At 67.4% G+C, this 26,895-nt stretch carries 23 protein-coding genes; 4 read left to right on the top strand and 19 right to left on the bottom strand.

Going from position 1 to position 26,895, the window contains the following annotated elements; genetic code table 11:
- Positions 1-157: 157 nt before the first annotated feature.
- The 7 genes from AWB70_RS08930 to AWB70_RS08900 form a co-directional block, all read right to left on the bottom strand.
- On the bottom strand, positions 158-943 hold the full coding sequence (locus tag AWB70_RS08930; protein WP_053572020.1) for a PP2C family protein-serine/threonine phosphatase: 786 nt from the start codon (positions 941-943) through the stop codon (positions 158-160).
- Between the two features lie 19 nt (positions 944-962).
- Entirely contained in the window at positions 963-2,324 is a 1,362-nt protein-coding gene (tagH, locus tag AWB70_RS08925) for a type VI secretion system-associated FHA domain protein TagH (protein ID WP_053572021.1), read from the bottom strand.
- A 30-nt stretch (positions 2,325-2,354) separates the two neighbouring features.
- On the bottom strand, positions 2,355-5,003 hold the full coding sequence (gene tssH / locus AWB70_RS08920; protein WP_053572022.1) for a type VI secretion system ATPase TssH: 2,649 nt from the start codon (positions 5,001-5,003) through the stop codon (positions 2,355-2,357).
- 105 nt (positions 5,004-5,108) lie between these two features.
- Positions 5,109-6,221 (bottom strand): type VI secretion system baseplate subunit TssG, encoded by a 1,113-nt coding sequence (gene tssG / locus AWB70_RS08915; protein WP_200826404.1) that lies wholly within the window; start codon positions 6,219-6,221, stop codon positions 5,109-5,111.
- On the bottom strand, positions 6,197-8,080 hold the full coding sequence (gene tssF / locus AWB70_RS08910) for a type VI secretion system baseplate subunit TssF (RefSeq protein ID WP_053572023.1): 1,884 nt from the start codon (positions 8,078-8,080) through the stop codon (positions 6,197-6,199). Before tssF ends, tssG begins: the two co-directional genes overlap by 25 nt.
- Positions 8,081-8,091: 11 nt before the next feature.
- Positions 8,092-8,580, bottom strand: coding sequence for a type VI secretion system baseplate subunit TssE (gene tssE / locus AWB70_RS08905; protein WP_014251938.1), 489 nt, complete (start codon positions 8,578-8,580; stop codon positions 8,092-8,094).
- A gap of 27 nt (positions 8,581-8,607) precedes the next feature.
- On the bottom strand, positions 8,608-9,207 hold the full coding sequence (locus AWB70_RS08900) for a type VI secretion system tube protein Hcp (protein WP_235024178.1): 600 nt from the start codon (positions 9,205-9,207) through the stop codon (positions 8,608-8,610).
- 151 nt (positions 9,208-9,358) lie between these two features.
- Between AWB70_RS08900 and AWB70_RS08895 the strand changes: the two genes are divergently transcribed.
- Both AWB70_RS08895 and AWB70_RS08890 read left to right on the top strand, forming a co-directional pair.
- Positions 9,359-9,841 (top strand): Hcp family type VI secretion system effector, encoded by a 483-nt coding sequence (locus tag AWB70_RS08895; RefSeq protein ID WP_053572024.1) that lies wholly within the window; start codon positions 9,359-9,361, stop codon positions 9,839-9,841.
- 20 nt (positions 9,842-9,861) lie between these two features.
- Entirely contained in the window at positions 9,862-12,243 is a 2,382-nt protein-coding gene (locus tag AWB70_RS08890; protein ID WP_053572025.1) for a type VI secretion system Vgr family protein, read from the top strand.
- Between the two features lie 27 nt (positions 12,244-12,270).
- Here AWB70_RS08890 and AWB70_RS08885 read toward each other — a convergent pair whose 3' ends face one another.
- The 8 genes from AWB70_RS08885 to AWB70_RS08850 form a co-directional block, all read right to left on the bottom strand.
- Positions 12,271-12,975 (bottom strand): hypothetical protein, encoded by a 705-nt coding sequence (locus AWB70_RS08885; protein ID WP_053572026.1) that lies wholly within the window; start codon positions 12,973-12,975, stop codon positions 12,271-12,273.
- A complete protein-coding gene (locus tag AWB70_RS08880; RefSeq protein ID WP_053572027.1) occupies positions 12,972-13,688 on the bottom strand; it encodes a hypothetical protein in 717 nt (238 codons plus the stop codon). The genes AWB70_RS08885 and AWB70_RS08880 overlap by 4 nt, the downstream gene beginning before the upstream one ends.
- Before the next feature lie 32 nt (positions 13,689-13,720).
- The gene (locus tag AWB70_RS08875; RefSeq protein ID WP_143281622.1) at positions 13,721-14,389 is read right to left on the bottom strand and encodes a hypothetical protein; all 669 of its coding nucleotides are present in this window, start codon (positions 14,387-14,389) and stop codon (positions 13,721-13,723) included.
- Between the two features lie 79 nt (positions 14,390-14,468).
- Positions 14,469-14,861: a DUF4150 domain-containing protein gene (locus AWB70_RS08870; protein ID WP_014251945.1), complete on the bottom strand. Its 393-nt coding sequence runs from the start codon at positions 14,859-14,861 to the stop codon at positions 14,469-14,471.
- On the bottom strand, positions 14,858-15,895 hold the full coding sequence (locus AWB70_RS08865) for a hypothetical protein (RefSeq protein ID WP_053572028.1): 1,038 nt from the start codon (positions 15,893-15,895) through the stop codon (positions 14,858-14,860). The genes AWB70_RS08870 and AWB70_RS08865 overlap by 4 nt, the downstream gene beginning before the upstream one ends.
- Positions 15,892-17,010: a DUF2169 family type VI secretion system accessory protein gene (locus AWB70_RS08860; RefSeq protein ID WP_053572029.1), complete on the bottom strand. Its 1,119-nt coding sequence runs from the start codon at positions 17,008-17,010 to the stop codon at positions 15,892-15,894. Before AWB70_RS08860 ends, AWB70_RS08865 begins: the two co-directional genes overlap by 4 nt.
- Entirely contained in the window at positions 17,007-18,266 is a 1,260-nt protein-coding gene (locus AWB70_RS08855; RefSeq protein ID WP_053572030.1) for a TIGR02270 family protein, read from the bottom strand. Before AWB70_RS08855 ends, AWB70_RS08860 begins: the two co-directional genes overlap by 4 nt.
- 34 nt (positions 18,267-18,300) lie before the next feature.
- Positions 18,301-18,798 (bottom strand): DUF6484 domain-containing protein, encoded by a 498-nt coding sequence (locus AWB70_RS08850; protein ID WP_235024177.1) that lies wholly within the window; start codon positions 18,796-18,798, stop codon positions 18,301-18,303.
- Positions 18,799-18,999: 201 nt separating this feature from the next.
- Here AWB70_RS08850 and AWB70_RS08845 point away from each other — a divergent pair, with 201 nt between their 5' ends.
- On the top strand, positions 19,000-19,707 hold the full coding sequence (locus tag AWB70_RS08845; RefSeq protein ID WP_167351028.1) for an OmpW/AlkL family protein: 708 nt from the start codon (positions 19,000-19,002) through the stop codon (positions 19,705-19,707).
- Between the two features lie 7 nt (positions 19,708-19,714).
- On the opposite strand, the gene AWB70_RS08840 is transcribed toward AWB70_RS08845, so the two are convergent.
- From AWB70_RS08840 to AWB70_RS08830, 3 genes are all read right to left on the bottom strand, one after another.
- Positions 19,715-23,053 (bottom strand): adenylate/guanylate cyclase domain-containing protein, encoded by a 3,339-nt coding sequence (locus AWB70_RS08840; protein WP_053572031.1) that lies wholly within the window; start codon positions 23,051-23,053, stop codon positions 19,715-19,717.
- 256 nt (positions 23,054-23,309) lie between these two features.
- Positions 23,310-23,711 (bottom strand): protease inhibitor I42 family protein, encoded by a 402-nt coding sequence (locus AWB70_RS08835; protein WP_053572032.1) that lies wholly within the window; start codon positions 23,709-23,711, stop codon positions 23,310-23,312.
- A 31-nt stretch (positions 23,712-23,742) separates the two neighbouring features.
- Entirely contained in the window at positions 23,743-24,537 is a 795-nt protein-coding gene (locus AWB70_RS08830) for a C1 family peptidase (RefSeq protein ID WP_235024176.1), read from the bottom strand.
- A gap of 144 nt (positions 24,538-24,681) precedes the next feature.
- Here AWB70_RS08830 and AWB70_RS08825 point away from each other — a divergent pair, with 144 nt between their 5' ends.
- Positions 24,682-25,716, top strand: coding sequence for a LuxR C-terminal-related transcriptional regulator (locus AWB70_RS08825; RefSeq protein WP_053572034.1), 1,035 nt, complete (start codon positions 24,682-24,684; stop codon positions 25,714-25,716).
- Positions 25,717-25,728: 12 nt separating this feature from the next.
- Here the strand turns inward: AWB70_RS08825 and AWB70_RS08820 are convergent, their stop codons facing one another.
- Positions 25,729-26,499, bottom strand: a complete 771-nt coding sequence (locus AWB70_RS08820) for a hypothetical protein (RefSeq protein ID WP_053572035.1) — start codon at positions 26,497-26,499, stop codon at positions 25,729-25,731.
- Positions 26,500-26,895 lie beyond the last annotated feature (396 nt).

The following is a 26,895-nucleotide window of genomic DNA, read 5'->3' as shown; positions in this document are numbered from 1 at the left end:
AACCGGTGAGATTGCCAGCATACGAGAGCACCGACGGCACGCAACCGGGCACAGACAGAGGCACGTTACGATTAACGAATTTTGACAACACCGTAAAATCGGTGCTGAGGGGTTCTGTCGTATTTTGCGAAGGGTTTCGAATTGGCGGATGCCTGCTTCAGATGGCAGGCGTCCGCAACACCGTCGCCTCCGACCCACCCCCCACCCAAACCGCGCTAGCCGTAAAGTTGTCATGATCCGGCCGCGCGGCTTGCCGCAACTGCGCCACCATCAGATCGAGCCATGCCGCGGGCGTGGACGCCCGTCCAATCGCGTCGATCATCGCCGATTCGTCGAGATACTCCCAGAAGCCGTCCGTGCAGAGCAGGAACGCGTCGCCTTCGGCGATGGGAAACGGCGCGCCGGATGCCGCGATCGCGAGATCGTCCGCCGTGCCGAGCGCGGAGAACAGCACATTGCGCCGCGGATAGTGCCGCACGTCGCGGGCGTCGAGCAGGTTCGCATCGATCATGCTTTGCACGAGGCTGTGATCCTGCGTCTGCACGACCGTCGCGCCGCGCCGGAAGCAGTAGAGGCGCGTGTCGCCGCAATGCGCCCAGGCCGCGAGCCCGGCCGCCTCGTCGATGCCGAGCAGCACCGCCGTCGAGCGCATGTGCGCGAGGCCGGCGTCGTGCTCCTGCGCGTCGACGATGGCGTCGTTCGCGCGCAGAAGCACGCGCAACAGGTTCGGCCCGGTGAGCGCGACGCCCGCCTGCGCGATGCGCGCCAGTTCCGCGAGCACGGTATCGACGGCGATGCGCGATGCCGCATCGCCGCCGCCGTGACCGCCCGCGCCGTCCGCCACCACGTTCGCGAACAGCGTCGCGTGCCGCCATTGGCCGTGGGCGTCTTCGTTGCGCGACCGGCCGCCTGCCTCGCTCACGCTTGCGGTTTGCAGTTGCATGTCGGTTCTCCGGCGCGCGTCATGGGCGGCCGCGGCGCTTCAGTTCGTTGATCTGCGCCTCGTAGGCGGCGACGAACGCGCGGCCGAACAGCACATGGAAATCTTCGGTCGCCTCGTTCGAGAGCTGGCCGTAAGTCTCCATGAAGCGATCCCAGCAGCGCGCGCGCCGGTTGATGCCGGGCAAGAGGCCGTCCAGCATCGAGTGGCCCGACAGGCGCGCCTCGATGCGTTTGGGCTCGAAACGCTCGAACACGCCGTCGAGCGCCGCGCGCATGCCCGCGACCATGCCGACCTGATGCGCGCGCAAGTCGGCGTGTGCATCGGCGAGCGCGGCGGCGGGCGGCATGAAGCCGCGCACCGGCGGGCCGAACAGATGCGCGAGCGCGGCTTCCACGTTCGGCGAGAACTTGAGCGGATTGTTATCCGCCGCCGCGATGATCGTCGCGTCCGTACGCATTTCGCGCTTGAACGCGGCGCGTGCGGCCAGCAGATCGAGCGTGCCTTGCGTCGCTTCGTGCAGCAACTCGCCGATGAGCCGCATGAGCGCGGGCGTGAGCGCGTCGAGCCGCACGCCGGGTGCGCGCAGGCCTTCCAGAAAGGCGTCGATGAGCGCGCTATCGTCGGTTTGCACCTCAGCTGGCGTGAGCGCAGGCGTCGGCGCGGCGCGCGGTCTCGGCGGCGTGAACGCGCTGCGCAACTCCGGCCCCGCGTCGGACAGCGTCGCGAGCGGCGCGGCAGGTTGGGCGCCCGTCAGGCTGGCGAACGGATCGTCGGCGTGGGCGGTGTTGGGCTGCGTCAGCGGTTCGACGAGCGCGTCCATCGGCGCATCCGTCGAGTGATGCGCGCCCGGCGCGAGATCGAAAAGCTCGTCGATGGTGCGCTTCGAAGACGGATCGTCGAGACCCAGCTCGAAGCCGCCGCACACCACGTCGGCGTCGGGCGGCGCGAGCGATGCAGCCTGCGCCACCGAAGGCGCGGCGCACGCATCGAACAGGCCCGCGAACGGATCGTCCGATGCCGCATAGGTCGTCGCATCCGGCATCGCGCGCGCGTTCTGCGTATCGTCCCCGGCGGCGACTTCCGCGCGCAGTTGATAGCCGCCGATCTGCACTTCGTCGCCGTGCGCGATCCGCACTTCCTCGCCGGGGTCGAGCGGCGCGCCGTTGACGAGCGCCGGATTGCTGCCGCGGTCGATCAGCCGGTACGTGCCTTCGCGCCACACGATCTGCGCATGCATGCGCGAAACGGTGCGCTCGGCGTCGTCGAGCACGAGACGGTTCGTGACCGCGCGCCCGATCGTGCCGCCGCCGGCATCGAAGCTCGCCGCGAGGGGCCTGCGCGGCGGCTGGCCGTTGTGTCGTATCACCGTGAGTTTGAGCATCGCCTGCGCCTTTCGCGTGTGCGCGTGAGTTCAGTCGAACGCATAGACGAAGTCGTTCGCGCTCGCCGATAGCCGGATGCGTTCGAGCGCGCCGCCTTCGGTGAGCCGCGTCAGATACTCCGTCGAAATGCGCGGCAAGACCGTGTTGGTGAGCAGCGCATCGATCACGCGTCCGCCCGATTCGGCCTCCGTGCAGCGCGACACGATGAGCCGCACGGCGTCGTCGTCGTAATCGAACGGAATGCCGTGATTCTCCGCGACGCGCCTGCGGATGCGCTCCAGTTGCAGACGCACGATGTCGGCCATCATCGCGTCGGAAAGCGGGTAGTAGGGCACCGTGACGAGCCTGCCGAGCAGCGCGGCGGGAAACACGTCGAGGAGCGGCCGGCGCAGGGCGGCGGCGAGCCGCTCGGGCGCGGGCATGCCGGCGGGATCGCGGCACATCGACATGATGAGATCCGAGCCGACGTTCGAGGTCAGCAGGATGATCGTGTTCTTGAAGTCGATATAGCGTCCTTCGCCGTCCTCCATCCAGCCCTTGTCGAAGACCTGGAAGAAGATTTCGTGCACGTCCGGATGCGCCTTCTCCACTTCGTCGAGCAGCACGACGCTGTACGGACGGCGGCGCACCGCCTCCGTGAGAATGCCGCCTTCGCCGTAGCCCACGTAGCCGGGCGGCGCGCCCTTGAGTGTCGAGACGGTATGCGCTTCCTGGAACTCGCTCATGTTGATGGTGATGACGTTCTGCTCGCCGCCATAGAGCGTTTCGGCGAGCGCGAGCGCGGTTTCCGTCTTGCCGACGCCCGACGTGCCGGCCAGCATGAACACGCCGATGGGCTTGTCGGGATTGTCGAGGCGCGCGCGCGACGTCTGGATGCGCTTCGCGATCATCTCGAGCGCGTGGCGCTGGCCGATCACACGGCGATCGAGCGCATCGGCGAGATTGAGCACGGCGGCGAGTTCGTTCTTGAGCATCCTGCCGACGGGAATGCCGGTCCAGTCCGCGACCACGCCCGCGACGACGCCGGCATCGACGCTCGGCAGGATCAGCGGCGCGTCGCCTTGCAGGTCGGCGAGACGCGCCTTCAGTTCCGCCAGGCGCGCGAGGCGCTCGTCGCGCGAGGGCGGCGGCGCATCGACCGCTTCGCCTTGCTCGCGCAACGACGCCCGCAGCGCGAGCAGTTCGTCGACCACGCGCTTTTCGTCGGCCCAGCGCGCTTCGAGCCCGCCGAGCGCGTCGCGTTCGCGGGCGAGCGACGCTTCGACCTCCGCGGCGCGCGTGCCGACATCCACGCCGACATTCGCTTCGCGCGCGACGATCTGCGCTTCCACGTCGAGCGACTCGATGCGGCGCTGGCAGTCCTCGACCTGCGGCGGCGTCGCATGCTGGCTGACCGCGACGCGCGCGCAGGCGGTGTCGAGCAGCGAAACGGCCTTGTCGGGCAACTGGCGCGCGGGAATGTAGCGATGCGAGAGCCGCACGGCCGCCTCGATCGCCTCGTCGAGCAGTTGCACCCGGTGATGGCCTTCGAGCACGGCCGCCACGCCGCGCAACATGCGCACGGCCTTCGCCTCGTCGGGTTCGTGAACCTGCACGACCTGAAAGCGCCGCGTGAGCGCGGGATCTTTCTCGATGTGCTTCTTGTACTCCGACCACGTCGTCGCGCCGATGGTGCGCAAGTCGCCGCGCGCGAGCGCCGGCTTGAGCAGATTGGCCGCGTCGCCGGTGCCGGCCGCGCCGCCCGCGCCGACGATCGTATGCACTTCGTCGATGAAGAGAATCACCGGCTTCGGGCTCGCCTGCACGTCATCGACGACCTGACGCAGGCGCTGCTCGAATTCGCCCTTCATGCTCGCGCCCGCCTGCAGCAGACCGAGGTCCAGCGACCACAGCGCAACCTCTCGCAAGGACGGCGGCACGTCGCCGCGCACGAGGCGCTGCGCGAAACCTTCGACCACCGCGGTCTTGCCGACGCCCGCCTCGCCAGTGAGAAGCGGATTGTTCTGCCGCCGCCGCATCAGGATATCGATGAGCTGGCGAATCTCCTCGTCGCGGCCCGTGACCGGATCGAGCGCGCCCTGACGCGCGCGGTCGGTGAGATCGCTGGCGTACTTGTGCAAGGCTTCCTGCCGGCCCATGCTGGCCGGCGCGGCATCGCCATTGGACGGGGATGGCGGCGCGAGCGCTTCGTCCTCGCCTTCCTCGGCCGAATCCGCGACGATGCGCGCGAAGTTGTCCGAAAGATCTTCCGTCCCGATGCGCTCGAACTGCCGCGAGATGCCGACGAGCACATGGCGCAAGCGCGGCGTCTTGAGCATCCCGACGAGCAGATGGCCGGTGCGCACCTTGTTCGCGCCGTAGAGCAGGGTGCCGTACACCCAGCCGCGTTCGATCGCGTCGGTGATGTGCTCGGAGATATCGGAAATCGACGTCGCGCCGCGCGGCAGGCGATCGAGCGAGGCGGTCAGCTCGCGGGCGAGTGCGGCGGCGTCCACGCGATAGTGCGCGACGATGCGCTGCAGATCGGAGCGCGGCGTCTCCAGTATCTGCATCAGCCAGTGCGCGAGCTCCACGTACGGATTGCCGCGCATCTTGCAGTAGATCGTTGCGCTTTCGACGGTTTTGTAGCCGAGCCTGTCCAGCTTGCCGAACAGCGCCACCCGATTGATTTCCGCCATCGTCCGACTCCTTCTCAACGGGCGCGCGCCGACCGAAGCCGCGTCCTCATCCGGTAAGACGGCGCTTGCCGTGCGTTTTTGCAATGCCCGGCGCCGCGCGGCGTCTCACGGGCAACGCGCATCGGCATCGAGCGCGAGATCGGCTCGATCGGCGCGATGTTCACGCCGGCCGATCCACGCCGAATAGCCGAGCCGCCCGTAACGGCCGGGCTGCGCCGTCGGCACTTCGCCAGCGAGGAGCACGAGTTGCGCATCCCAGGCAAGCTCGCCGTTCAGATGCCGCCGAACCAGCGCGGCGAGCACCGGCAGCGCCGCGCCTCCGGGCAGAAAGGCTTCGTACTGCGCGAGGGTCAGCGGCCCGATCACGAGCCGGAACGCATGCTGGCGGTCCCACGCCCGCGCGCCGAGCATTGCGCCCCGGCCAAGCTGCGCGAAGCCCGCCGCCTGCGAGGAAAAGCGCGTCGCGCCCGCGCGCAACGCCGTGCGCTCCTCGCGCGGGAGCGTCATCCAGTGGCCGCGAAACGGCTCGACGCGCACCGGTGCGCGCAACAGCGCCGACGCGATGCTCTCGATCACTTCGGCGGGGCGCGTCTGCATATTCACGAGGCCCGCGAAGTGCAGCCGCGCATGATCGGAGACGGCATCGCGCGCGTGGCTCGCCGGATCGGCGGAACCGATCAGCGCGCCGGTATAGAACGCGAACCGGTCGTGCTCCGGCCGGTCGAGCCCGGTCACGGGCCGCCCTTGCGCCCACGCGCGATAGAACAGCAGCAGGAAGCGATGCAGCAGCGTATCGAGCAGCCGCGCGAAGGCCGTGTCGCCGTGATGCAGCGCGCGCTCGCGGGCAAAATCGGTCAGATGCAGCGGCAGCGGGCCATTCGGACCGAGAAAGCCGAAGAAGCGCTGAGTGAGACGCGGCGCGCCGCCGCCGTCCGGGTGCGCGAGCGCGGCGAGCGGCGCGGGCGCGAACGCGAGCGAAACGTCCTGGGCGAGGCGCACGGCTTCGTCGGCGGGACGCGCGCTTGCGCCGAGACGCGGCAGGTCCGGAGTGAGCGCCTCGACGCGCCGCATCAACTGATAAAAATCGAAGCGATGCGGTTCGGCGGCGACGGCCTCGAACAGATCGACGAGCGCGCGCGTGGACGCGGCCGGCGTCGCGATGGGCCGTGGCGCGGGCGCGTGCGCCGCCGCGCCTAGAAGATCGCTCGCGTGCCGCATCGCGTGCGCGAGCGCAGGATTTCGCCGCGCGCGTCGGTGCGCAGCGTCGTCTGCACGAACGAATTGATCGACACGTAACGCGCGAAAAAGCGGTCGAGCACGCAGCCGAAAAGCCAGGCGCTGCCGCCCTGAAACGCGAGTTCGTCGACCAGCACGTCGATCGACAGGCCGCGCCCGAAAGCGATCGGGCCGGGCATCGGCAAACGTCGCACGACGGGCTTCGCATCGACGGACACGACGCCCGCGACCTGGCCACGGCCCGCGCCGTCGTGCGGCGCGACATGCAGCATCAGAAGCGCGCGCAGTGCCGCCGCGGCCTCGCGCGGGCCGTTGCACAGCGACAGATAGTGCAGCGATAGCTGATCGATGAGACGCCAGGTCTGCGCGCCGTCGAGCGTCGCGGGCGCGGGCCGCGACGGGCCGCTCACGCAGCGCACGGCGGCGACGGGCGCGGCGATGTCGAGCGTGAAGTCGCTGCCCGCGCCGCCTGGCACGAGCATAAGCGGCAAGTCGCGGTTGCTGCACAGCGTGGCGAACGACAGTTGCCGCAAGGCGCCGCGATACGGCGCGGCGCGCGGATCGACGATCGATACATACGTTTCGCTGCCGACATAGTCGGTGCGCGCGCCGCTCTTTTTCCGCGCGGCAGGCACGAGGCGCGGCTCGCGCTCGACGGTGAAGTACGCGGCCTCGCCGGGCCGGTCCGCGAGATAGTCCGCATAGAACGGATGGAACGCCTGCTCGCTGTCGTCGCTCGCGCCGTAGCCGGTCACGCCCGTAACCGAATGCACTTCGTAATCGAGCGGATGCGTGCGGTCGGGAATCACATGAAAGCGCGCGGCGGCGTCGGTGACGAGCGCGGGGTTTGCCTGCTTCGGGAAGAGATTGACGGCGGGCACGCAGTGCAGCAGCACGTGATCTTTCGTGACGATGCGTTCGAGCGAGGCGTCGCCCGCCGCGAGCAGGAACGTAAGCTCGATTTCGCGCACGGCAAAGGCGCGCAGGACGCTCGCGAGCCCTTCGATGTGGGCGAAGCGAAAGCGCTCGGGCAGCGCGAAATACTCGTGCAGCACGCGGTAGCCCTGGAACGCGTTCGGCGTGACCGGCAGGAGCGCTTCGTCCGCGTCGAAGCCCGGCAGCGAGACGGCGTCGCCGGGCAGGACGGCGAGCGCGCGGCTCGGGCGCTCGGGCGTCGATACGACGATCGCGAGCGTGCCGCCGAGCACGCGTTCGGCGAGCCGGTACGCGGTGTCGTCGCCGCCCGCGAAGTAGAGCGGTAGCGTATCGAGACGCAAAGCGTCGAACGAGAGGCCTTCGGGCGTCGCGAGCCTGATGCGCAACGCGCCTTTCACGCGATGCGCGAGCGGGCGCGTCGCGGGCAGCGCGGCGAGCGGCAGGTCCGGAAGCTGCGCGAGATAGCGCGCGTCGGTGAGCTCGACGGGCCAGAGCGTGAGCGCCGCGGCCGTGCGGAATTCGCACGGCGTCGTGTCGGCGGGCGCGCGCGTGGAAAGGAGCGCGGTGTGACGCGGCACGGTGAAGCCATCGGCGAGATTCGGATTGGCGAGGTCGGGCGCGAGACGCGCGATCAGCATCGCGGGCGTCGGGCAGCCGGCCTGCGGCAGCACGACGTGCGCGAGTTGCTGCGTGAAACGCGGGAACTCTTCTTCGAGCTTCAGTTGAACGCGCGCGGCCAGAAACGCCGTGCCTTCGAGCAGCCGCTCGACATAGGGGTCGGCCACGTCGATGCCCTTCATGCCGAGCCGCGCCGCGATCTTCGGAAACTGCTGCGCGAATTCCGCGCCCATCTCGCGCAGATGGGCAAGCTCGGTGTTGTAGTGACGCAGCAGGCGCGGGTCCATGTGTGATCCCCTCAGCGCGGCAGTTCCATCACGGTGATGCCGCCTTCTTCCAGATCGATCTGCGTGCGCAGCGCGAATTCGAGCGGCACCGGCTGCGCCCACAGCAGGCCGCGGATCACGAGCGCGATCTGGTTGTGCATGTCGAGCACGGAGCGGTCGAGCACGGGTTCGATCTCCAGCGTCGAAGGATCGATGCGCGGCTCGAAGCGCTCGATCGCCTGACGGATCGCCTGTTCGAGCAACACCGTGTCGATGGTCGATGCGAAGCGTCCCGACAGGCACGGCAAGCCGTAGTTGAGCACCGAGGCGAACGCGTGCGGAAAGTGTTCTTCCTCGATCGCGCCGCCGAGGTTGGTCGTGTTGAAGAGCCACGACACGTCGCGCAGCACCGCCGCGCGCAGACTGCGATGCGTCATGAAACGCTCGGCGGCGGGATCGTCGTCGATCAGGCGATCGAGCAGCGACGGCTGGAGCCGGTCGGCGGCGCTGGGTTCGTTCATCGGCGCGAGTCCTTTTTTGAGGGCGCGCTAGCTCACGCGCCGCGTGGACACGTCGAGCGCGAAGGTCACGTCCGCGCCGCGGCTGCCGGCGTCGGTTTGCGGCGCGCAGGTCATCGTGAGCTGCTGCGCGGACAGTTCGAAAATCTCGCACGGGCGATTGAAGCGCGGGCTCGTGAAGACCTGATAGTTGCGGATATACGCCTGTTCGAGCTTCATCGACAGATATTCGATCTGCACGCCATGATCCGTGCCCGCCGACTTGAAGCAGCGGATGTGCGCGAGCGCGAGCAGTTCCGCCTGCGCGCACAGTTTCGCGATGACGGGCGACGCCGAATCCGCCGTCCTGATCACGCCGAGCGCCGTCACGCGCATGTCGTTCGCATTGAGCGCGGCCCCGTGCGAGGCCGCGTCGTAGCCTTGCGCCCAGCGCCAGCCGTGAATCTGCATCGGCGTGTCCCAGTCGCCGCGCTTGCCGGCCTCGCCCTTCACCGGCGTGTTGCTGCGCTTGGGCACGACCTGCAGCAGCATGTCGTCGGATTGCGCGAGCGCGAGCAGCTCGAACTGGTGCAGGGTGTCGATCGAGAGCGCGTCGTGCAGGCGTGGATCGCGTGATTCGGGGCTGGGCATCGTCCTCATCCGGAAGAAAGCGTCGGCGAAGACAAGACGGCCGCCGCCGCGCGATTTTGAATGCGGCCGACGTTGAAATTCGGCGGGCGGCGTTCGTTCTACCTCCAGGCGCGATACCCCGCGACGAAAGCCGATCACGACGGAGGACTTCATGGCAACGATCGACTGCTATCTCAAGGTGGATGGAATCGAAGGCGAATCGAAGCACAAGGGTGCGGAAGGGCAGATCGAAGTGCAGACCTTCGACTGGGATGCGACCAACTCCGGCAGCGCGACCGTGGGCGGCGGCAGCGGCCAGGGCAAGGCGCATCCCGGCCTGTTCACGTTCTCGCATTTCTACGACAAGGCCTCGCCCACGCTCGAAAAAAGCTGCGTGAGCGGCAAGCACCTCGCGAGCGCCAAGCTCACCGTGAGCAAGGCGGGTGAAGGTCAGAAGGAGTTCCTCACGGTGACGATGAAGCAGGTCACGGTGACGCACGTCGCGGTGGGCGGCGGCATGGGCGGCGAGTTGCGGGAGACCGTGAGCCTGATGTACGCGGACATCGAATTCGAGTACAAGCCGCAGGACGACAAGGGCGCGCTCGGCGGCGCGGTCAAGTTCGGCTGGGACGTGCGCACGACCGAAGTGCGCTGATTCTCGATGCGGAGGCGCCGATGGCCAGCAACGATGCCGTAACGGCGCAACCGCTCGCAAGCGTCGATACGCCGCTCGCCGACGACCTGCGCTTTCTGTCGCTGCGCGCGAGCGCGGCGCTCGGGCGCATGCCGTGCTGCGAGCTCACGCTCGTGTCGAAGCGCGCGGATATCGACATCGCGCGGATACTCGGCAAGCGCGTGAGCGTGTCGCTGCACCTGGAAGGCGCAAAGCCGCGCGTGTTCGGCGGCTATGTGGTGAGCTTCCGGCAGACCGGCATGCGCGGACGCCTCTTCATGTACGAAGCGGCGGTGCGCCCGTGGCTGTGGCTGCTCACGCGCCGCAGCAACTGCCGCATCTTCCAGAACAAGACGGTGGAGGAGATCGTGAAGGCGATCTTCGCCGATCCGGTCTACAAGCAGCTCGAAATCGGCGAAGTCAAGTGGAAGGCCAACGCGCGCACGCATCCGCCGCGTGAATACTGCGTGCAGTATCGGGAGTCGGATTTCAACTTCGTCAGCCGTCTGCTGGAAGACGAGGGCATCTACTACTGGTTTCAGGACACGGACGGCAAGGAAGCGCTCATCCTGACCGACACGCCCGCCGCGCACGACAGCGTCGCGGGCTGCGAATCGCTGCCGTACGGCGCGGTGATGAACGCCGCGCCCGCCATCGATTATGTGAGCGAGTGGCGTGTCAATCACATGATCGAAACGCGCAACTGGTTGCTCACCGACTACGACTTCAAGCATCCGTCGCGCGCCTTGCAGAAACAGGCCGTCAAGCAGATGCCGGGCTTCGACGCGTTTTCCGGGCTGGAGCATTTCGATTATCCCGGCGGCTATGCCGATGCGAACCACGGCGAAAGCCGGGCGAAAACGCGTGCGGACGAATGGCTCGTCGAAGGCGGCGCGAGCGCGGACCCCGACATCAACTGGCATCAGGCCGACGCGCGCACCAACAGCAAGCGCGTGCGCACGGGCGCATTGCTCAAGCTGACGCGCCATCCGCGCGCCGATCAGAACACGCAGTATCTCGTCACGCGCACGCAATACGAGATCGATCTGGCGGATTACGAAGCCTTCGACGGCGCGCAGTCGAACCGCTGCGAGTGCTGGTTCTCCGCGATCGACGCGAAGCAGCCCTTCGCGCCCGCGCGCGTGACGCGCAAGCCGTTCGTTCAGGGGCCGCAGACGGCGGTGGTCGTCGGGCCTGGCGGCGACGAAATTCATACGGACCCGTACGGCCGGGTCAAGGTGCAGTTCTTCTGGGACCGGCAAGGCAAGCGCGACGAAAACAGTTCGTGCTGGATACGCGTGTCGCAGCCGTGGGCGGGCAAGGGCTTCGGCGCGATTGCGATTCCGCGCATGGGGCAGGAAGTCATCGTCGATTTTCTGGAAGGCGACCCCGACCGGCCGATCATCACGGGGCGCGTCTACAACGCCGAGCAGATGCCGCCTTACGACCTGCCCGCGAACATGACGCAGACGGGCATCAAAAGCCGCTCGTCGAAGGGCGGCAGCGCGGCGAACTGCAACGAATTCCGCTTCGAGGACAAGAAGGGCGCCGAGCAGGTGCTGCTGCATGCCGAGCGCAATCAGGATATCGAAGTGGAGAAGGACGAGACGCATTGGGTCGGCAACGACCGCAAGAAGAACATCGACCACGACGAGACCACGGTCGTGAAGCACAACCGCACGGAAACGGTCGGCAACGACGAGAAGATCGATGTCGTGATGAATCGCACGGAGACGGTGGGCGTCGACGAGCGCATCACGATCGGCTCGAACCGCACCAAGACCGTGAAGGCGAGCGAGACCGCGACGGTGTTTCTGCAACGCACGCACAGCGTGGGCATCAACGAGACCATTACCGTGGGCGCGGCGCAGGAGGTCACGGTCGGCGCGTTCCAGGCCGTGACGGTCGGCGCGTATCAGATCGTGACCATTGGCGCTTATCACACGGAGACCGTCGGCGCGAGTCAGACGGTGAGCGTCGGGTCCAGCCAGACCGTATCGGTGGGCTCGGATCAGACCGTGAGCGTGGGCGGCAAGCAGTCGACCAGCGTGGGCGGCGATCAGTCGCTCGCGGTGAGCGGCGCACAGACGGTGACGGTCGCCAAGGACGCGAGCGAGTCGATCGACGGCGCGCAGTCGAGCACGGTAGGCAAGGGGCGCACGACCTCGGTGACCGAGGACGATGCGCTCAAGGTGGGCAAGAATCTGATCATCGAGGCGGCCGAGTCGGTGGTCATCAAGACGGGCGATGCGAGCATTCTCATGAAGAAGGATGGCACCATCCAGATCAAAGGGAAGAATGTGTCGATCGTCGCGAGCGGGAAGATCAACGCGAAGGCCGACAGCGAAATCTCGATGACGGGTTCGAAGATTCTGCAGAACTGAATCGTGCCGCCGGGCCGCCCGGCGCGTTCACGGCGTCTGCGCGCCAGGCTCCAGAAACGGATTCGATGCGGCGTTGGCTTGCCGGAGCAACGCCGCACTCCAGCGTGCGCCTTCGCCGATGTCATAGGCATGCGTCGTGTCGAGCACGCTGCGCGCGATCGGCGCACCGCGGCGGCGCACGGTTTCCTCCGAGAAGAGATCGTCGAACGGATCGTCGGGCACGAAGGGAAAAAGCGCGGTGAGGCGGGTCAGCACGTCGCGCAGCCATTGCTCGAATGGATCGCGCCACGGGCAGACATGCACGGCGAGACGCGTCAGGTATTGCAGCGCGTCTTCGATTTCGAAAGGGAAATCGTCGCCCGAGGCCACCGCGGGCCGAAGCCATGTGACCGCGCACCACAACGGGCCGCGCACGGGCCCGAGCCACTCGCGGCGCGCCAGCTCGAACAGCGCGATGCGCGACGGGTCCACGGTGGCGCACCACGCGGCTTCGAGCACTTGCCGGGGCACGGGGTCATCGACGAAAGCGTCGAAGCGCCACATGATCCATTCGTAAAGGCCGACGCACAGCACCATGTTGGCGCGCGTGGACATGCCCGCCGCCGCTTGCAGCACCCAGTCCGGATCGTAGCGATAGTCCGCCGAAGCGCGGGTGTCGTCCCAGATGTAGCGAAGCGGCGCATGCCGGTCGAGACAGGACGCGATGGGCGGCAGGCAGTCGAAGTGCATCATGGCTTTTGGGGCGGCACGGAAGCGGGATCGCGTTGCGCGCGCAGCACTTCGTCGGCGATCAGATACGGATTGCGCGCGGGGTCGAGCGAGGCGAGGAATGCGCGCAGTTCGGTGGTGGCGTGGGCGGGGGTCCAGTCGGGGGTGAGGTCGAAGAATTCGCGGGGGACGGGGGACTGCTGTTCGGGCGGTTCATCCTCCACGTAGGGGTAGTGCTTCGCCGCGCCCTTCAAGACGGCGGATAGCCACGCATCGTATTTCTTTCGCTGCGGACACACATGTCGCGCGAGCAAGGCCATGCTCAGCGACTCGTCCACCACGCCTTCGCCGTCTTTCATGTACTCGAACGCCGTCGTAATGATCATGCGGGCGAGTTTCAAGGGACCGTGCGCATCTTGCAGTTCGTCGGGGAACGGTTCGTCGGGCGTCGGCAGTGTCGCGAGCCGCGGGTCGATCACGGCGGCGTAGCCCGCCTCGATGCGCATGAGCGCGTCGCCGATATCGATGATTCCCTCGAAGCGTTGCGCCACCCATTCGGCGCTGGCCATCGCAAGCGCGAGCGCCGCGCGGTCGCTGATGAGTTCGAATGCGCGCGCGAGTCGCGGATGCTCCTCTTCGAGCGGATAGGTGATGCTTCTCGACACCTCGACGTCCCACTCGTACTGGAGCGGGGCGCCCGCAATGCCCGCGTCGCGGATGACAGAAAGAATTTCCATGTCGTGCCCTCGTGTGTGAGCGTGGTGCATCATCAGGTTATGCCATACAAGGGATGCTCGCCCATGCGCTTGTCGAGATCGGCGAGGCCGTCTTTCGCGGGATCTTTTTTCTTTTTGCCGCTGCATCCGGGTTTGCCGCTCGGGTTCTCGAACGGAACGAGCTCGTTATTGGCATTGCACAGCATGATCTCGAGGCCGCATTTCGTCGCTTTGCACATGGCCTGGTAGCAGCCACGGCACGGCATCCCCGATTGGCAGGCCCCTTTCTTTTGCTTCTTCCTGCGCAGCGACGTGTAGCGCCAGTCCGTTTTGAAAATGAGGGTGCCCCCGGTGAGGTTTCCGCCGGTCGCGTTCGCCACTTCCGTGATGAGCCGCGCTTCGGCGTGGTAGCCATACCCGCCCTGCTTGTGCTTGAAACTCGCGCCGTCGCACAGCCTGACGGTGGTGGTGCCCGCTCCCTGCTTGGATTCGCCGCCCGCCTTCAGCGAATCGGAGAAGCGCTCCTGGGCCTTCCCGCTGCTGCATGCGCTCCACGTTTGCCTGAGCGGGCCGCCGTTCGCAGCGGGGATGTTGGCGCGCATCGAGCCGAAGGTCATGCCGGCTTTCGACGCTTTCTCATGCACTTCCTTTCCTGCAACGGTGCGGGAGCCCTCGAATGCCTCGGTGACTTGCTCGCGGTTTTCCTGGTTCCGCTTCTCCATGTCCTCGCACCTGGGATCCACCTTCGGCTCCGCATTCGCCTTGTTGTTCGTCACGCCCCCGTTAGTCGTCATACTCACCTCAACTCGTATGGTTTCCTGTCGTCAGATCCAGTTGCCGCGCGGCGTTCTCGCCCTCGAACTTGACATCGAAGGACCAGGCCGCGAAGTAGCTCGGATGCGTGAGTTGGTGGCTCATCACACCCATGCCGAGCGACTTCGTCGCCGCTTCGTTGCCGGTGCTCGTCTTGTAGTTCGACGTGCTCTTGATCGTGACCTGCTCGTCGCCGATCTTTACCGAGCGCGTGCCATTGCTGATGTCCGACGCCTTCGCGAAGTTCGGATACGGAATCGGCACCGGCCCCGCCGGCGGACTCGGCGGCGACAGGCACACGTCGGGCATCATCGCGAGCGACTCGTTGCCGTCCTTGCCCGCCGACACCTCGCGTCCGTTGGCGAAAACGTTCTTGCTCATCGCGGCTCCCCGTTCATGCGCGCGACAATCGCCACGCGCTCGCCCGCGTCGCTGCCGATATGGCACAGCGCGACAGGGCCGGGCGCGTAACGCAGCGTCGCGGCGTGCAGCGCCTGCGCGAGCAGGCACGGCAGGATGGCGGCGCCGATCTCGCCCAGATATTCGACCGGATGCCACAGCGCAAGCGGGCCGCTTCGTTCGTCGTCCTTGAAACGGTTGTACGCGAACGCCGCTTCCTTGAACTTGTAGTGCTCGCCCGACAGATCCGTCAGCCGGTAGCCGATGTCCTTCATGCGCAACCCGGCGCGCGCGAGCGCCTCGCGGATCGCCCGGGTGAGCGCGCGCGCAGTCAGCGGATTCGTCGAATCGATCGTCGCGCTCTCGGTATCGGCGGCCATGCCTTCGATCACCAGCGCGCGCGCCGGCAGTTCTTCCGCACCGGCCACGAGCACCGCGCAGCCCGCTTCGCCGGGATAGAAGCCGTTGGAGTTCATTTGCGTCATCACGCGCCGCCGCTGCATGTAGATATCGAGCGCGGGCTGGCTCAGGAAGCTGTCGACGCCCGCGACGATCACACGCGTCGCCACGCCCTCGTCGATGAGCGCCTGCGCGTGCAGCAGCGCATGCGCGCAACCGGCCTGATCGTGCGCGAAAACGCGCGTATGCGGATGCCGCGCGAGCCGCAGACGGTCGTGCAGTTCATCGAGCAGGCCTTCGTCGAGGTGCGCGAGGCGTGCGGGCCGCCCCGGCGCGGCAATGCCGATGAGCAGCGGAATCTCGCGCAGCGGCAACGGATGCGCGGCGGCCGCGCACTCGTGGATCGCGGGCGCGAGCAGGTTCGCGAGCTTGCCGACGCCGTCCCACCATTGCGGCAAGCGCGCCTTCGCGCCGCGCAGCGGCACGCCCGATTCGGTGTCGGCGAGCCACGTCTGTTCGATGCCGCTGACGCCCGCGCGCAACGCGGCCAGCGTCGCGGGCGCGTTGAAGCCTAGCGCCGTGACCATGCCGCTCGCGAGCACGGCGAGGCGCGTCATGACCGGCTTCCTTTGCGCCGGTCGAGCGCGCGCACGGCATCGGCGAGACTCGGATACCACGGCTTGCCCGCGAAGCGCTGCGTCATGCGCGCCGCCCGCGAGCGCTCGCCGACGATGACCTCGCGCACATCGAAGATGCTCTTGCCGAGCGGCAGCACGCTGCGCCATGTGAGCGTATAGCGCGCTTCGTCGGGTTCCAGCACGATGGTGTCGAGGAGGGCGTCGCGCTCGACGTCGCGGCCCTGATACGGAATGAACGTGACCGGCATCGGCCGGTGAGGAATCGTGAAGCGCCGGTCGCCATCGGGCGTCAGGTTCGACAGCCGCACGTCGAGCGGTGCGCGCGGAAACGCGATGATCTGGTCCGGCGGCGCCGCCTGAAAGTAGCGGTCGTCGAAATCGTCGGGCCAGCACGGCGCGGTGTTGTCGATCCACTGCTGATCGTAGGTGCCCGCGAAGCGGCTGCGCGGCAGCCAGTTGCGTCCGATCGGCGAGAACGCCATCGGCGTGTAGCGCGCCTCTGCCTGCGTAACGGGCTTGCCGTGTTCCGACGTGAAGGGCAGAAGCTGCCCGTCGAGGCTCGCCGGATGACGCGCGAAACCCCTGCCGGCGGGATTGGGAAGAAACGTGTCGACGCGCCCGGTCCGCTTTTCCTCGCTGCGGTCGACGCCGCCGAACGCGGTGCCGTAGTGAATCGGCAGACGCTCGAACGCCGCGGGCGCGCTGGCGGCCATGACGCTCGTGCCGAGCCGCCGGTGCCACACGCGCGGGCCGGTCACGTCGAAGCGTTTGGTCATCGCGCCGACCTGCAGGCCGACCTGCACGCGCAAGGCGGCACGCTGGCCCGGCGCATGGGCGCTGCCGAGCAGCAGAACGTCGCACGCGGTCTTGCAGTGCGCGTAGTCGGTCTCCCACAACGGCGCGGAATACCCCGGTTCGCCGATAAACTGGTCCGCTTCCACGAGCGCTTGCTGCTGCGTTGCGAGCACGGTGGGTTCGCCGTTTTCCGGCAAGGTGTACGTGCCCTTCACGACGACGATGAGCCGCTCGCGTCCATCGCGCTGATAGCCCACGGTCCAGCTCGCGGGGCAGGTCGTTTCGTTGACGAAGATCATCCGCGTAGTCTCTCGTGCTGCCGGTCCGTGCGATCGCGCACGGGGAAAAGACCCAGCGCCGGATCGCTCAGCGAAAGTTCGAGCGCCGCCGCCGTGCGCTGGCGCTGGTAGCCTTCGGCCAGAACGCGGCGGGCCTGCGCGGCGCACACCGGCTGACCGCGCAGATGGCGCGTGCCGGCCGTGAACCGGCCGCGCTCTGCCTGCCACCACGCATGCACGCGCGGCGGGTCGGGCCAGTCGAGATCGTCGTCGTCCGGGTTCGCTTCGGGCGCATCGTCGGGCGGCGGGCGCTTCAGGCCGTCATAGTCGAGATCCGCGCCCGTGATGAGCGAGAACGCCGCGCCGGCCGCGCGCGCGCACGCCGGGTCGTCCGCATGATTGAGCAGCCACGGCACGCTCGCGGGATCGCCGAATGCGCCCGCGGCCCGCAGGGCAAGCCTGCGCTCGTCGTCGTTCGATGCGAGCGCGCGGATCGTGCCGCGAATCCAGCGGGGATCGCCACGGCGCATCGACATCTCCAGCGCGGCGAGGCGCAGCGGCGGCACGGCGTCGCCGGCTTCCATGAGCGCGGGGCAATGCCGTGCATCGCCGAAGAGCACGAGCGTCCACGCCGCCCAGAAGCGGCACGCCGGGTCCGGGTCGCGCAACGCGGCCTCCGCCTCGCGCGCCCGGCTCGTCAAAGCGAGCACGCCGATGCCGCGCAGGGCGATGGCGCGCAGTCCGGCGTCGTCGTCGCGCAAGGCGGTGTCCAGGCGGGCGAACGACGCCTGGCGCCGCGCGATGGCCGCCGCGAGCGCGAGCTTTCTGTGCTGCACGTGCCTCGACCGGCCGATGATCGCAAGCACCGCGCGCATCGCGCCTTCCTGCTGCCAGGCGAGCGCCGTGCGCACGGGCTTGTCGAAACGCGGTTCGTTCGCGAGCAGCGCGAGGACCTCGGCCATCGCGTTCGGTTCGAGCATCGCGAAGGCTACGAACGCCGCGACGAACACCGTGCCCGGCCCGGCGTCCTCGAGATTGCGCTGCGCCGCGCGCAACCCGGCGGCGCCCGCGATCTCCAGCCCGCACAGATGCGCGATGAGGCGCATGTCGAGCTTGTGGAAGTGAAGCAGCGTGTAATGCGGCGCATCCGCTGCCGACGTGCGCAGGCGCCACAGAAAGGCCGCTTCGCTCGCATGCTCGTCGATGACCGCGCGATGGGTCATCGTCGAGATTTCGCGAGGCTCGAAGCCGAGGTACGGCTGTGACGCAGAGGGCATCGCGCGGGCTCCGGTTGGGTCGGCATCGAACGCATCAGTTAAGGGAGATGCGCCCTCCGCGAATGCGATTCACCGCGACGGCCTCGCTCACGATGCTGTGTCCCTTGATGTCGATACGGCCGTCGCGATGCAGCACGATGCGCGCCTCGCCGCAGGCAAGCACGAGCTGCTCGCGGGCGCGCACGAGCATGCGCTCGCCGTCCGCCTCGACTTCGACCTGCGCCGGCATGTCGGGCAGCGGCCAGCCGGACTGGCCGCGCAGCACGCCGAGCACGATGGGGCGCGTGATGTCGCCCGCCTCGAAGGCCAGCACCACGGTCTGGCCGATATGCGCCGCGTGCAGATCGACCGTGGCGCGGGCGCGCACGACCTGAGGCTGTGCGTTGCGCTCGATCATGACCAGCGCGTCCCGGGTTTCGCCCGCGATCGCGAGCAGCTTGCCCGTGACGATCGGCGGCGGTGCGGCCGGGCACGCGGCGCTCGCACCCTCGGGCAGGCAGCCCGGTTCGGTCAACTGATCGCGGAATCCCATCGGTGGCTCCTGGCAGCGTGTCATCCACCGTTAGACGAGCGAAGGGCTCGCCGTTTGAAGTGCGGAAGCACGCGGTATCACGCCTCGAACGTCAGAGCAATCGATAGTCATCCCGATCGTATCCGGCATCCCCGCGCGTACGATGGGTCTTCCCGAGCGAATGCGATGCAGGAGACACGTCCCGTGAAAGCATCTCGTTTGATGGTCCTGTGCGCCGCGCTAGCCTCGTCCGCCACGGCCAGCCACGCGCAATCCCTGCAGAATCTCTATGTGACCGCCGGCTGGTTCCATCTGGCGCCGCAGGACAGCAGCGGCCCGTTCACGGTGACGTCGGTCAATGGCCGGCCCGTCAATATCGTGCAGCCCAACACGGGCGCGGGCGCGTCGAGCGCCGATACCTTCGGCGTCGTGCTCGGCTACTTCGTGACCCCTCATATCGCGGCGGAGCTCGAAGTCGGCATTCCGCCCAAATTCGATATTTCCGGCACGGGGTCGCTCGACAGCTTCGGCAAGCTCGGCACCGTCAAGCAATGGAGCCCCGCGCTGCTCTTCAAGTACGTGTTCTTTGAGCCGCAGGCGAAGTTCAGGCCGTATGTCGGCGTGGGCGTCACGCGCACCTCGTTCAGCGACGCGGAAATCACCAACGCCGCGTTCGAAGCGCGGGCGCTCGGCGGCGCGACGACCGCCGAGGCGGACACGACCTGGGCGCCCATCTTCAACATCGGTTTCAACTACGCCGTCAACGAGCACTGGTTCGGCGTGATGTCGCTGTCGTATATTCCGCTGCATACGACCGGCCACTTCACGACCACGAGCCAGACGCCGCTCGGACCCGTCACGCGGCGCTCCGAGGCCAAGCTCACGCTCGATCCCATCGTTTTCTCGCTGCGCGTGGGGTATCGCTTCTGATGCGGGCTCAGTCCGGCGTCGCGCACGTCGACAGCAGCCGCCGCGCTTCTTGCACCAGCGCGCAGTCGTGCTCGTCGGCGAAGCTCGGGACGATGGCTTCGAGACACGCGCTCGCTTCGTCGCCGCGTCCTTCGATGCGCAGCACGCCGGCCATCTCGATGCTGGCGCGCAGTTCCAGCAGCCGCAGGTTCTGCGCGCGCGCCTCGCTCGCCGCCGTGCGCAGCCGCGCGAGCGCGAGACCGGGCGCGGCGTGCGGATCGGCCTTCTCGACGATGCCCGCCGCATAGGCGAGATCGACGAGGCCGGTTTGCTGGCCCGTGCGCAGGCAATCGGCGCGCGCGGCGGCGATGCACTCGCGCGCGTCGTCGTGGCGTCCGAGGTGCGCCAGCGCCTGCGCGCGCCACGCATGCACATAGGCGAGATCATTGCGGCCGCCGTTGCCCGCGAGATGCGCGACCGCTTCGTCGAGCCGTGCGAGCGCGCTCGCGTGCTGTCCTTCGCGCGCCGACGCCACGCCTTCGTACACCATCGCCCAGCCCTTCCAGAAGGGCAGACGCTGCGTGTCGCACAGTTCGATGCAGCGGCGGCACAGTTCGCGCGCCGCGCCGATATCGCCGACCTCGACGAACGGCCGCGCGCCGACCGCCAGCGCCTGCGACAGCACGAACGGCTGCGCGAGCGCGTCGGCGTGATCGATGGCCATGCGCGCGAGCCACAGCGCCCGGCCGAAGCGGCCCGCCGCCAGCTCGCAATAGCCGAGCCAGGAGCACGCCGTCACCTTGGCGTCGTTGAAGCGCCCGTAGCCGGTGGAGTGCGCGACGTCATAGGTGTCGATCACGTATTGCAGGCACGTCGCGCAGCGTTCGAACTGGGCCTGCTGATACAGGATCGGCCCGACCGCCGCATAGGCGACGATCTTGCTGCCGGTATCTTCCGTGCGCGATGCGAGCTCGATCAGCCGTTCCGAGGTCGCGACGCACTTGGGCGAATCCGCGGCGGCGTACGCGAAATTGTTGATGCCGACGAGCGCCAGCACGCGTAGCCGTTCCTGCGTCACGCCGTCGAGCAGCGCTTCGGCGCGCGTCCAGAGCGCGGCGCATTCCTGGCACGCATAGCCCTTGAGCGCCCAATGGCACGCCGCGCCCATCACCAGCAGCGCGACTTCGCAATCGGCGCGACGGGCCGGATTCGAGTCGGCGACGAGCGCAAGCCCCGCATCGACATGCGCCAGCGCCTCGCGATGACGATAACGCGCCATCGCGACCCGCGTGGCCGCGATCCATTGCGCGAGCGCTTCGTCGATCATGCCCGCGCAGGTTAAATGCAGCGCGAGCAGTTCGGGACTCGCCTTGACGCGATCGGCGAACGCTTCTGCGAGCGCCTTCGCGATGCGTGCATGGATGCGCACGCGCTGGCTCTTCAGAAGGCTGTCGTAGGCCACGTCGCCGACGAGCGCGTGCTTGAAGCGGTAGATCGCGTCGTCGCCGCCGCCGCGCCGGAACACCAGTCCGCTCGCTTCGAGCGACGCGAGCGCCTGCGCGAGCCGCGTGCCGTCGACCGGCGCGATCGCGGCCAGCAGCGCGTGATCGAACTCGCGGCCGATGCACGCGCCGATCTGCGCGATCGTCTTGACCGGCGCGAGATGGTCCAGACGCGCCATCAGCGAATCATGCAGCGTGAAGGGAATCGCGAGCGGCGCGGCGCGTCCGTTCGTTTCCCAGTGATCGCCGGCGTCGCGCAGCAGGCCCGCTTCGAGCACGGTCTGCGTGAGTTCTTCGACGAAGAGCGGCACGCCGTCGGCGCGTTCCAGAATCTGTTCGAGGACGTCCGCAGGAAGCGGCTTGACGGCGGTCAACTCCGCCGCGATCTGCGCGCCCTGGCGTCTCGCGAGGCGGTTCAGATGCAAAAGCGTCACGTTGCCGTGCGCGGTCCACGCGGGCGTGAACTCGGGGCGGCACGTAATCAGCATCAGGATCGGCCAGTGACGGATTCGCTCGATGAAGCGCGCCATTGTTTCGAGGGTGTCGGCGTCGGCCCATTGCGCATCCTCGAAAATGATCAGCAGCGGCTGTCCGCTCGACAGCCGGATCGGCTGCTCGACGAGCGCTTCGATGGTCACTTCGCGCAGCCGCTGCGGAGAATCCATGCGCGGCGGATAGCGGTCGGTCGGCAGCGAAAGCAGCGCGGCGAACAGCGGCGCGACGTCGTCGCGTTCGCCGGGTTCGAGATGAAGCGTCGCTTCGAGCTTGTCGAGGCGCGTCTCGGGCGAGTCCTGACGCAGGAAGCCGCTCGTCTCGGACAAATGCCCGATGATCGGGTGAAACGACGAACTGGTCTGGAACGGCGAGCACTGGTAGAGCAGCGTCAGATGCTGCTCGCCGCTCAGCCGTTCGCGCAGCACATGCGCGATGCGGCTCTTGCCGATGCCCGGCTCGCCCATGAGCAGCACGGCCTGACCCTCGCCGTCGCGGGCGATGCCCCAGCGCGAAACCAGCAGATCGACTTCGTGCTCGCGGCCGACGAACGGCGTCGCGCGATTCGGCCGGAACGCGCTGTAGCGGCTTTCGCGATGCGCGAGGCCCGCCACGCGCGAGAGATTGACCGGCGTGCTGATGCCCTTGAGTTCGTGCTCGCCCAGTTCTTCGAGTTCGAACGTGCTGCCGAGCAGCCGGCGCGTGCTCGGCGCGATCACGATTTCGTCGGGGCCGGCGTGGGCGCACAGGCGCGCGGCGAGATTCGGCGTTGCGCCGACGGCGGTATCGAAAGGCGACGATTCGTGGCCTTCCAGTTCGCCGACCACGACCGCGCCCGTCGCGACGCCCATATGCACGCGCAGCGGCGCGCTGGCGGACAGCCGGCCGACTTCGGCGACGATATCGAGCGCGGCGCGCACCGCGCGTTCGGCGGCATCTTCGCGTGCCTGCGGGAATCCGAAATAAATGAGCATGCCGTCGCCGAGATATTGCGCGACGTGTCCCTCGTAGCGGGTCACGACGCGTGCGCAGGTCTCCTGAAAAGTGCGCATGACTTCGTGCAGTTCTTCGGCGTCCAGACGCTGCGCGAGTTCGGTCGAGCCGGCGAGATCGCAAAAGAGCACCGTGAGCTGACGCCGCTCGCCCGGCGGACGCTGGGCCCGCGAGGGTTGCGGCGCTTGCCGCGCGGTGTCGCGTTGCGGATGGGAGAGGGCGTCGAGCAGACGCCGGCGATGGCCGAGCAGCACGCCCAGTTCGGCGAGATCGCGGTCGGTGAGAAGCGGCAGCGCTTCGAGGTCCACACCATTGGCCTCGAGTACCGTCGCGTAACGTTCGAGGCCAAGCTCGCCAAGCCATGTCGAAAGCGAATCCATTACGCGACTCCTCTGTGCGAACGGACGCGCGGGCCGTGGGGCCGATTCGGCAGGGCTGTGTGGCATGCCGAAGGGGCGACGGACAGGCGCGGCAGAGTTCGTCTGGCGTATAGATTATGGTGGATACGAACGCTTTTAATTAGCCCCAAAAGGAGGGTATCGAGACGATTTGCGCGCGCGCGACATTCCACCCTGAAGCGGTCGCTTCAAAGGCCTGGCCGGGCGGGCGCGTCACGGCGAACGATCGATCGATCGGTTAATTCGAAGGAGCGACGCTCGCCGTGAATTCGAAGCGTTTGGCGATGGACTTGTCGCCTTCCCAGTGCCGCCACAACTTGAATGCGATGGCTTCCTGTCCCACGCCCTTTGCCCGCAGGAACCAGCATGTCTGCCCGCCGCTGCCGAGGTTCGCGGAGGCGGCGGTGTAGCGGTTGTCCTCGATGTCGAACAGTCTGGCTTCGCCGTCGAGCGCCCAGCGAAATCCGGTGCTCGGATTTTCGTTCAGGCATACGGCGAGGCGTTCTCCCGTGCGCATCTCGACGACGGCCCCGCGATCGGCTTCCGTGATGGTTCGTATGGCGTTCATGGTCGGATTGGACTGGGTCGAGCAGGCGAGGAGCGCGAGCGGCACGCACGCGAGAAGAAAGGTTGACCGCATCGCGACTCCGGTTCAATGCGCTTGCTGTGGTTCAGACGGTGATCCCGTAGCTTTCGTCGAAGAAGGCGTCGGTGATGTATTGCTCGGTGGCATAAGCGAAGCCATTATCGCCCCAGCCCGTGCCCCAACTGTTGCGAATGATGAAGCGCTGATCGGCGGTGTATCCCACGACGCACGGCGCATGTCCGCCACGGGTCGTCTGGGCATTGAAGACGTCCAGCTTGCCTTGCGTCGCGGTCGCGTTGTCCCAGGTCGAATCGACGTTCACGCCGACGAGAATCGGCCCGTGCGAGGCGAGCCAGGTCCGCCATTGATTGAAGTTCTTCCCGAGGTTGAAGTACGCGGTGGCGCGCCGTTGCGAGGCCGTCGCGAAGAATTCGTTCTCGTTTCCGGTGTACATCAGCGTGGCGATATTGAACGGCAACAGCGCATCGGTGACGACGCCATAGTTGCGGCAGATGTCCATCGCGGCTTTCAGCGTCGTCCCGGCGCCTTCGATGAAGGTTTCCGGACGCGACACGAACGTATCGGTTTCCTTCGACGCCATCCACGTGTAACGCGGCGACAGCATTTCCTCTTCGGCCAGCTTGCCGGCTTTGACCATGTGATAGCGCATCAGTCCGTCGGTCGATCCCCAGCCGACGCACGAGCCGGTCTGCCCCTGGTCCCCGACCGGCCACCACGGCGCGCGAAGATCGACGGCGTCCGGCAGCGCGGCGACGGCGCCGACCGCGCCTGCTTCCAGCGCATCCCTGAACTGCCAGTCCTTATGCGTGTTCCTGGATGGAATCAGATTGCAGATACGGTGAGGTTGGTTGGCGATCATGGCGTGCTCCTCGAAATGGTCTCGGTCGAAAGCCGGCGGCTTTCGCTCTGGAAGACGATGGAGTGCCGCGGAATTCGAAACCGGCGCGTCATGGCGCGCGCGCCGCGGCGGCATGACCGCGCCAGTGGGTATAGCATTCCTTACATGTACATCCTTCTCACCGGACCGGCGGGGCTGTTTCGCGACGGCGTTGCGGCGCTCTTGCGCGGATTCGCGCAGGATGCCGAAGTGCTGGCGTGCGACCGCCTCGGTGTGGAGTTGCCGGGCGCGCGCAAGCCCGACTGCATCGTGATGGATGGCGAGCGCTTGCGCGAGCGCAGCGACGAGTTCGATGCCGCGCGCGGCCATGCGCGCGCGACGCCCATCATCGTGCTGCTCGGCATGGCGACGCGCGAAGAGGTCGATGAACTGATCGCGGCGGGCATTGCCGGTTGCGTGGAGAAATCCGCGTCGGCGAAACTGCTTTTTGGCGCGCTGGGGCTGGTGCTCGCGGGCGGCGTCTCGCTGCCGCGCTCGCTGCTGACCGCATCAACGGAAGCGCCGTACGCGCCGCCCGAGTCGGTTCCATCGAGCGCGGCGGCCGCTGCCGACCCGTATCTCCACCTGCATCTGACGCAGCGCCAGCTAGAGGTACTCGCGCTGCTCGCGCGGGGACGCTCCAACAAGATCATCGCGCGCGAGTTGGGCGTCGCCGAAGCCACGGTCAAGACGCATCTGACGACGATCTTCAAGGCGCTAAAAGTGTCGAGCCGGGGCGAAGCGAGCGCGGTCGCGGCGCGCATGGAAAAGATCCGCGATACGCAGGCGAATCACGCCTTCAGCGGCCCTTTGCCGGTCGCGCGGCTGCTTGCGAGGATGGAAAGCCAGCGTTTTCGCGCGGGCGAAGTCCTGTTTCGCAAGGGCGATCCGAGCGGTCAGATGTTTTACGTCGAGACAGGCGTCGTGCGTCTCGCCGAGCCGGGCATCGAACTGGGCGCGGGCGCGGTGCTCGGCGAAATCGGCCTCTTTTCGCCGGAGCGCCGGCGCACGTCGACGGTGGTTTGCAAGACCGACTGCGAGATGCGCACGGTCTCGGCCGCCGACGCGATTCGCCTCTATTATCAGGAGCCTGAGTTTGCGCTTTATCTCGTGCAGCTTATCGCGGGGCGACTGCAAGCCGACAAGGAAAGGCGCGCGTAGGGTCTAGTTCCTTCACGCGTGCGCTTCCAGCGCCAGCAGATTCAGCACGATCAGAATCGCATCGCGGTTTTCCGGCGTGATCTCGATGCCGAGCGTCTCTTCCGTCCAGCGGCCGATCTTGGTCGCGGCGTAGCAGGCCGGCGTCGAATCTTTCTTCGTCGTCACGCCAAGCTTGCGCGCGCGATAGTGGTATGAAGGCACGTCGTACGCGTCGGCGACGCCCTTGAGGCCGCCCTTGCGCTCGCCGCTCGCGCCGAGGCTGCCCGCGAGGATCTGGCGGTCGTGCTCGTCGGACTGCGCGACGAACACCCGCGCGAGCGCGCGCACACGCGCCTCGGTCAATCCGAACTCCGCGAGCGTCGCCGCGATCGGATCGTCGGGTGCGTGCGCGCGGGAATCGACTTCGGCCTGCACGCCGTCGATCTCGAGCGACAGATTGCGTTGCAGGCTCGCGCTGCGCAGGCAGTCGATCAGGAAACGGCGAAAGTACGCGCACAACGCATGCGCGGTGGAAGGCGCGCTTTCCGGCGAGGCATGCGAGGCCCGCTGTTCCGAGTCGAGTCGCAGCACGCGCGAGAAGAAGAATTGCGAGATCAGCTCTTCCTTGTCCTCCGGCAGCCCGCGCAGCTCGGGCGGGTAGTAGGAGCGCAGCGCGGCGAGCACCATTCTGTAAATACTCCCGATTTCGACGTCCGAGAGACTGGCGCGGCGTTGCCAGAGATCGGCGAGCGTGGCGGTTTCCATCGCCAGGACGCCGGAGTCGCGAGGGCTTAGCGCATCCATGCTGACACCGCGTCGCGAAGACCTGAAGCGCGGCGCGCCGCGTGCATTCCTGTGGGTTGCGAGAACATGGCCCCTCCTGACGAGACCGGTGCGCCGCCAAGCGCGTGGCCGAGGCGATGCGGCTATAAAGCCGCGCCTGCGAGCCGGCGCTTGAAAATTAGTGGCGGGAGGGGGCGCGCAACATCGACCGGAACGCCTACATCGAAAGTCGTAGGCGGGCTGCGGCGCGCCAGCGCAGGCGGGGGCGGTGCAAAAAGCGTCCGCGCGCGCATTCAAATCGCGGTGTGCGGAATCGTTCTGCCTATCGAGCGGGAATTCAGTTCATCGAGATCGAGCGGCCCGGCACGAACGTCCGGCCTCGCTTTCGGCACCATCGACCCCAGTCATGTCCTCCCG

Source organism: Caballeronia cordobensis (assembly GCF_001544575.2).
Classification (GTDB): Bacteria; Pseudomonadota; Gammaproteobacteria; order Burkholderiales; family Burkholderiaceae; genus Caballeronia; species Caballeronia cordobensis.
This window is presented reverse-complemented; position numbering and strand designations above follow the sequence as displayed.

Excerpts from the sequence above, each read along its gene's own strand:
- AWB70_RS08820 (WP_053572035.1), bottom strand. The coding sequence starts at position 26,499 with ATGGATGCGCTAAGCCCTCGCGACTCCGGCGTCCTGGCGATGGAAACC.
- tssF (WP_053572023.1), bottom strand. The coding sequence starts at position 8,080 with ATGGACCCGCGCCTGCTGCGTCACTACAACACCGAGCTTGCCCATCTG.
- AWB70_RS08830 (WP_235024176.1), bottom strand. The coding sequence starts at position 24,537 with ATGATCGCCAACCAACCTCACCGTATCTGCAATCTGATTCCATCCAGG.
- AWB70_RS08875 (WP_143281622.1), bottom strand. The coding sequence starts at position 14,389 with ATGGAGAAGCGGAACCAGGAAAACCGCGAGCAAGTCACCGAGGCATTC.
- tagH (WP_053572021.1), bottom strand. The coding sequence starts at position 2,324 with ATGCTCAAACTCACGGTGATACGACACAACGGCCAGCCGCCGCGCAGG.
- AWB70_RS08855 (WP_053572030.1), bottom strand. The coding sequence starts at position 18,266 with ATGCCCTCTGCGTCACAGCCGTACCTCGGCTTCGAGCCTCGCGAAATC.
- AWB70_RS08870 (WP_014251945.1), bottom strand. The coding sequence starts at position 14,861 with ATGAGCAAGAACGTTTTCGCCAACGGACGCGAGGTGTCGGCGGGCAAG.
- AWB70_RS08930 (WP_053572020.1), bottom strand. The coding sequence starts at position 943 with ATGCAACTGCAAACCGCAAGCGTGAGCGAGGCAGGCGGCCGGTCGCGC.
- AWB70_RS08895 (WP_053572024.1), top strand. The coding sequence starts at position 9,359 with ATGGCAACGATCGACTGCTATCTCAAGGTGGATGGAATCGAAGGCGAA.
- AWB70_RS08900 (WP_235024178.1), bottom strand. The coding sequence starts at position 9,207 with ATGCCCAGCCCCGAATCACGCGATCCACGCCTGCACGACGCGCTCTCG.
- AWB70_RS08840 (WP_053572031.1), bottom strand. The coding sequence starts at position 23,053 with ATGGATTCGCTTTCGACATGGCTTGGCGAGCTTGGCCTCGAACGTTAC.
- AWB70_RS08885 (WP_053572026.1), bottom strand. The coding sequence starts at position 12,975 with ATGATGCACTTCGACTGCCTGCCGCCCATCGCGTCCTGTCTCGACCGG.
- AWB70_RS08865 (WP_053572028.1), bottom strand. The coding sequence starts at position 15,895 with ATGACGCGCCTCGCCGTGCTCGCGAGCGGCATGGTCACGGCGCTAGGC.
- AWB70_RS08850 (WP_235024177.1), bottom strand. The coding sequence starts at position 18,798 with ATGGGATTCCGCGATCAGTTGACCGAACCGGGCTGCCTGCCCGAGGGT.
- AWB70_RS08825 (WP_053572034.1), top strand. The coding sequence starts at position 24,682 with ATGTACATCCTTCTCACCGGACCGGCGGGGCTGTTTCGCGACGGCGTT.
- tssG (WP_200826404.1), bottom strand. The coding sequence starts at position 6,221 with ATGCGGCACGCGAGCGATCTTCTAGGCGCGGCGGCGCACGCGCCCGCG.
- tssH (WP_053572022.1), bottom strand. The coding sequence starts at position 5,003 with ATGGCGGAAATCAATCGGGTGGCGCTGTTCGGCAAGCTGGACAGGCTC.
- AWB70_RS08845 (WP_167351028.1), top strand. The coding sequence starts at position 19,000 with ATGGTCCTGTGCGCCGCGCTAGCCTCGTCCGCCACGGCCAGCCACGCG.
- AWB70_RS08860 (WP_053572029.1), bottom strand. The coding sequence starts at position 17,010 with ATGATCTTCGTCAACGAAACGACCTGCCCCGCGAGCTGGACCGTGGGC.
- AWB70_RS08835 (WP_053572032.1), bottom strand. The coding sequence starts at position 23,711 with ATGCGGTCAACCTTTCTTCTCGCGTGCGTGCCGCTCGCGCTCCTCGCC.
- tssE (WP_014251938.1), bottom strand. The coding sequence starts at position 8,580 with ATGAACGAACCCAGCGCCGCCGACCGGCTCCAGCCGTCGCTGCTCGAT.
- AWB70_RS08890 (WP_053572025.1), top strand. The coding sequence starts at position 9,862 with ATGGCCAGCAACGATGCCGTAACGGCGCAACCGCTCGCAAGCGTCGAT.
- AWB70_RS08880 (WP_053572027.1), bottom strand. The coding sequence starts at position 13,688 with ATGGAAATTCTTTCTGTCATCCGCGACGCGGGCATTGCGGGCGCCCCG.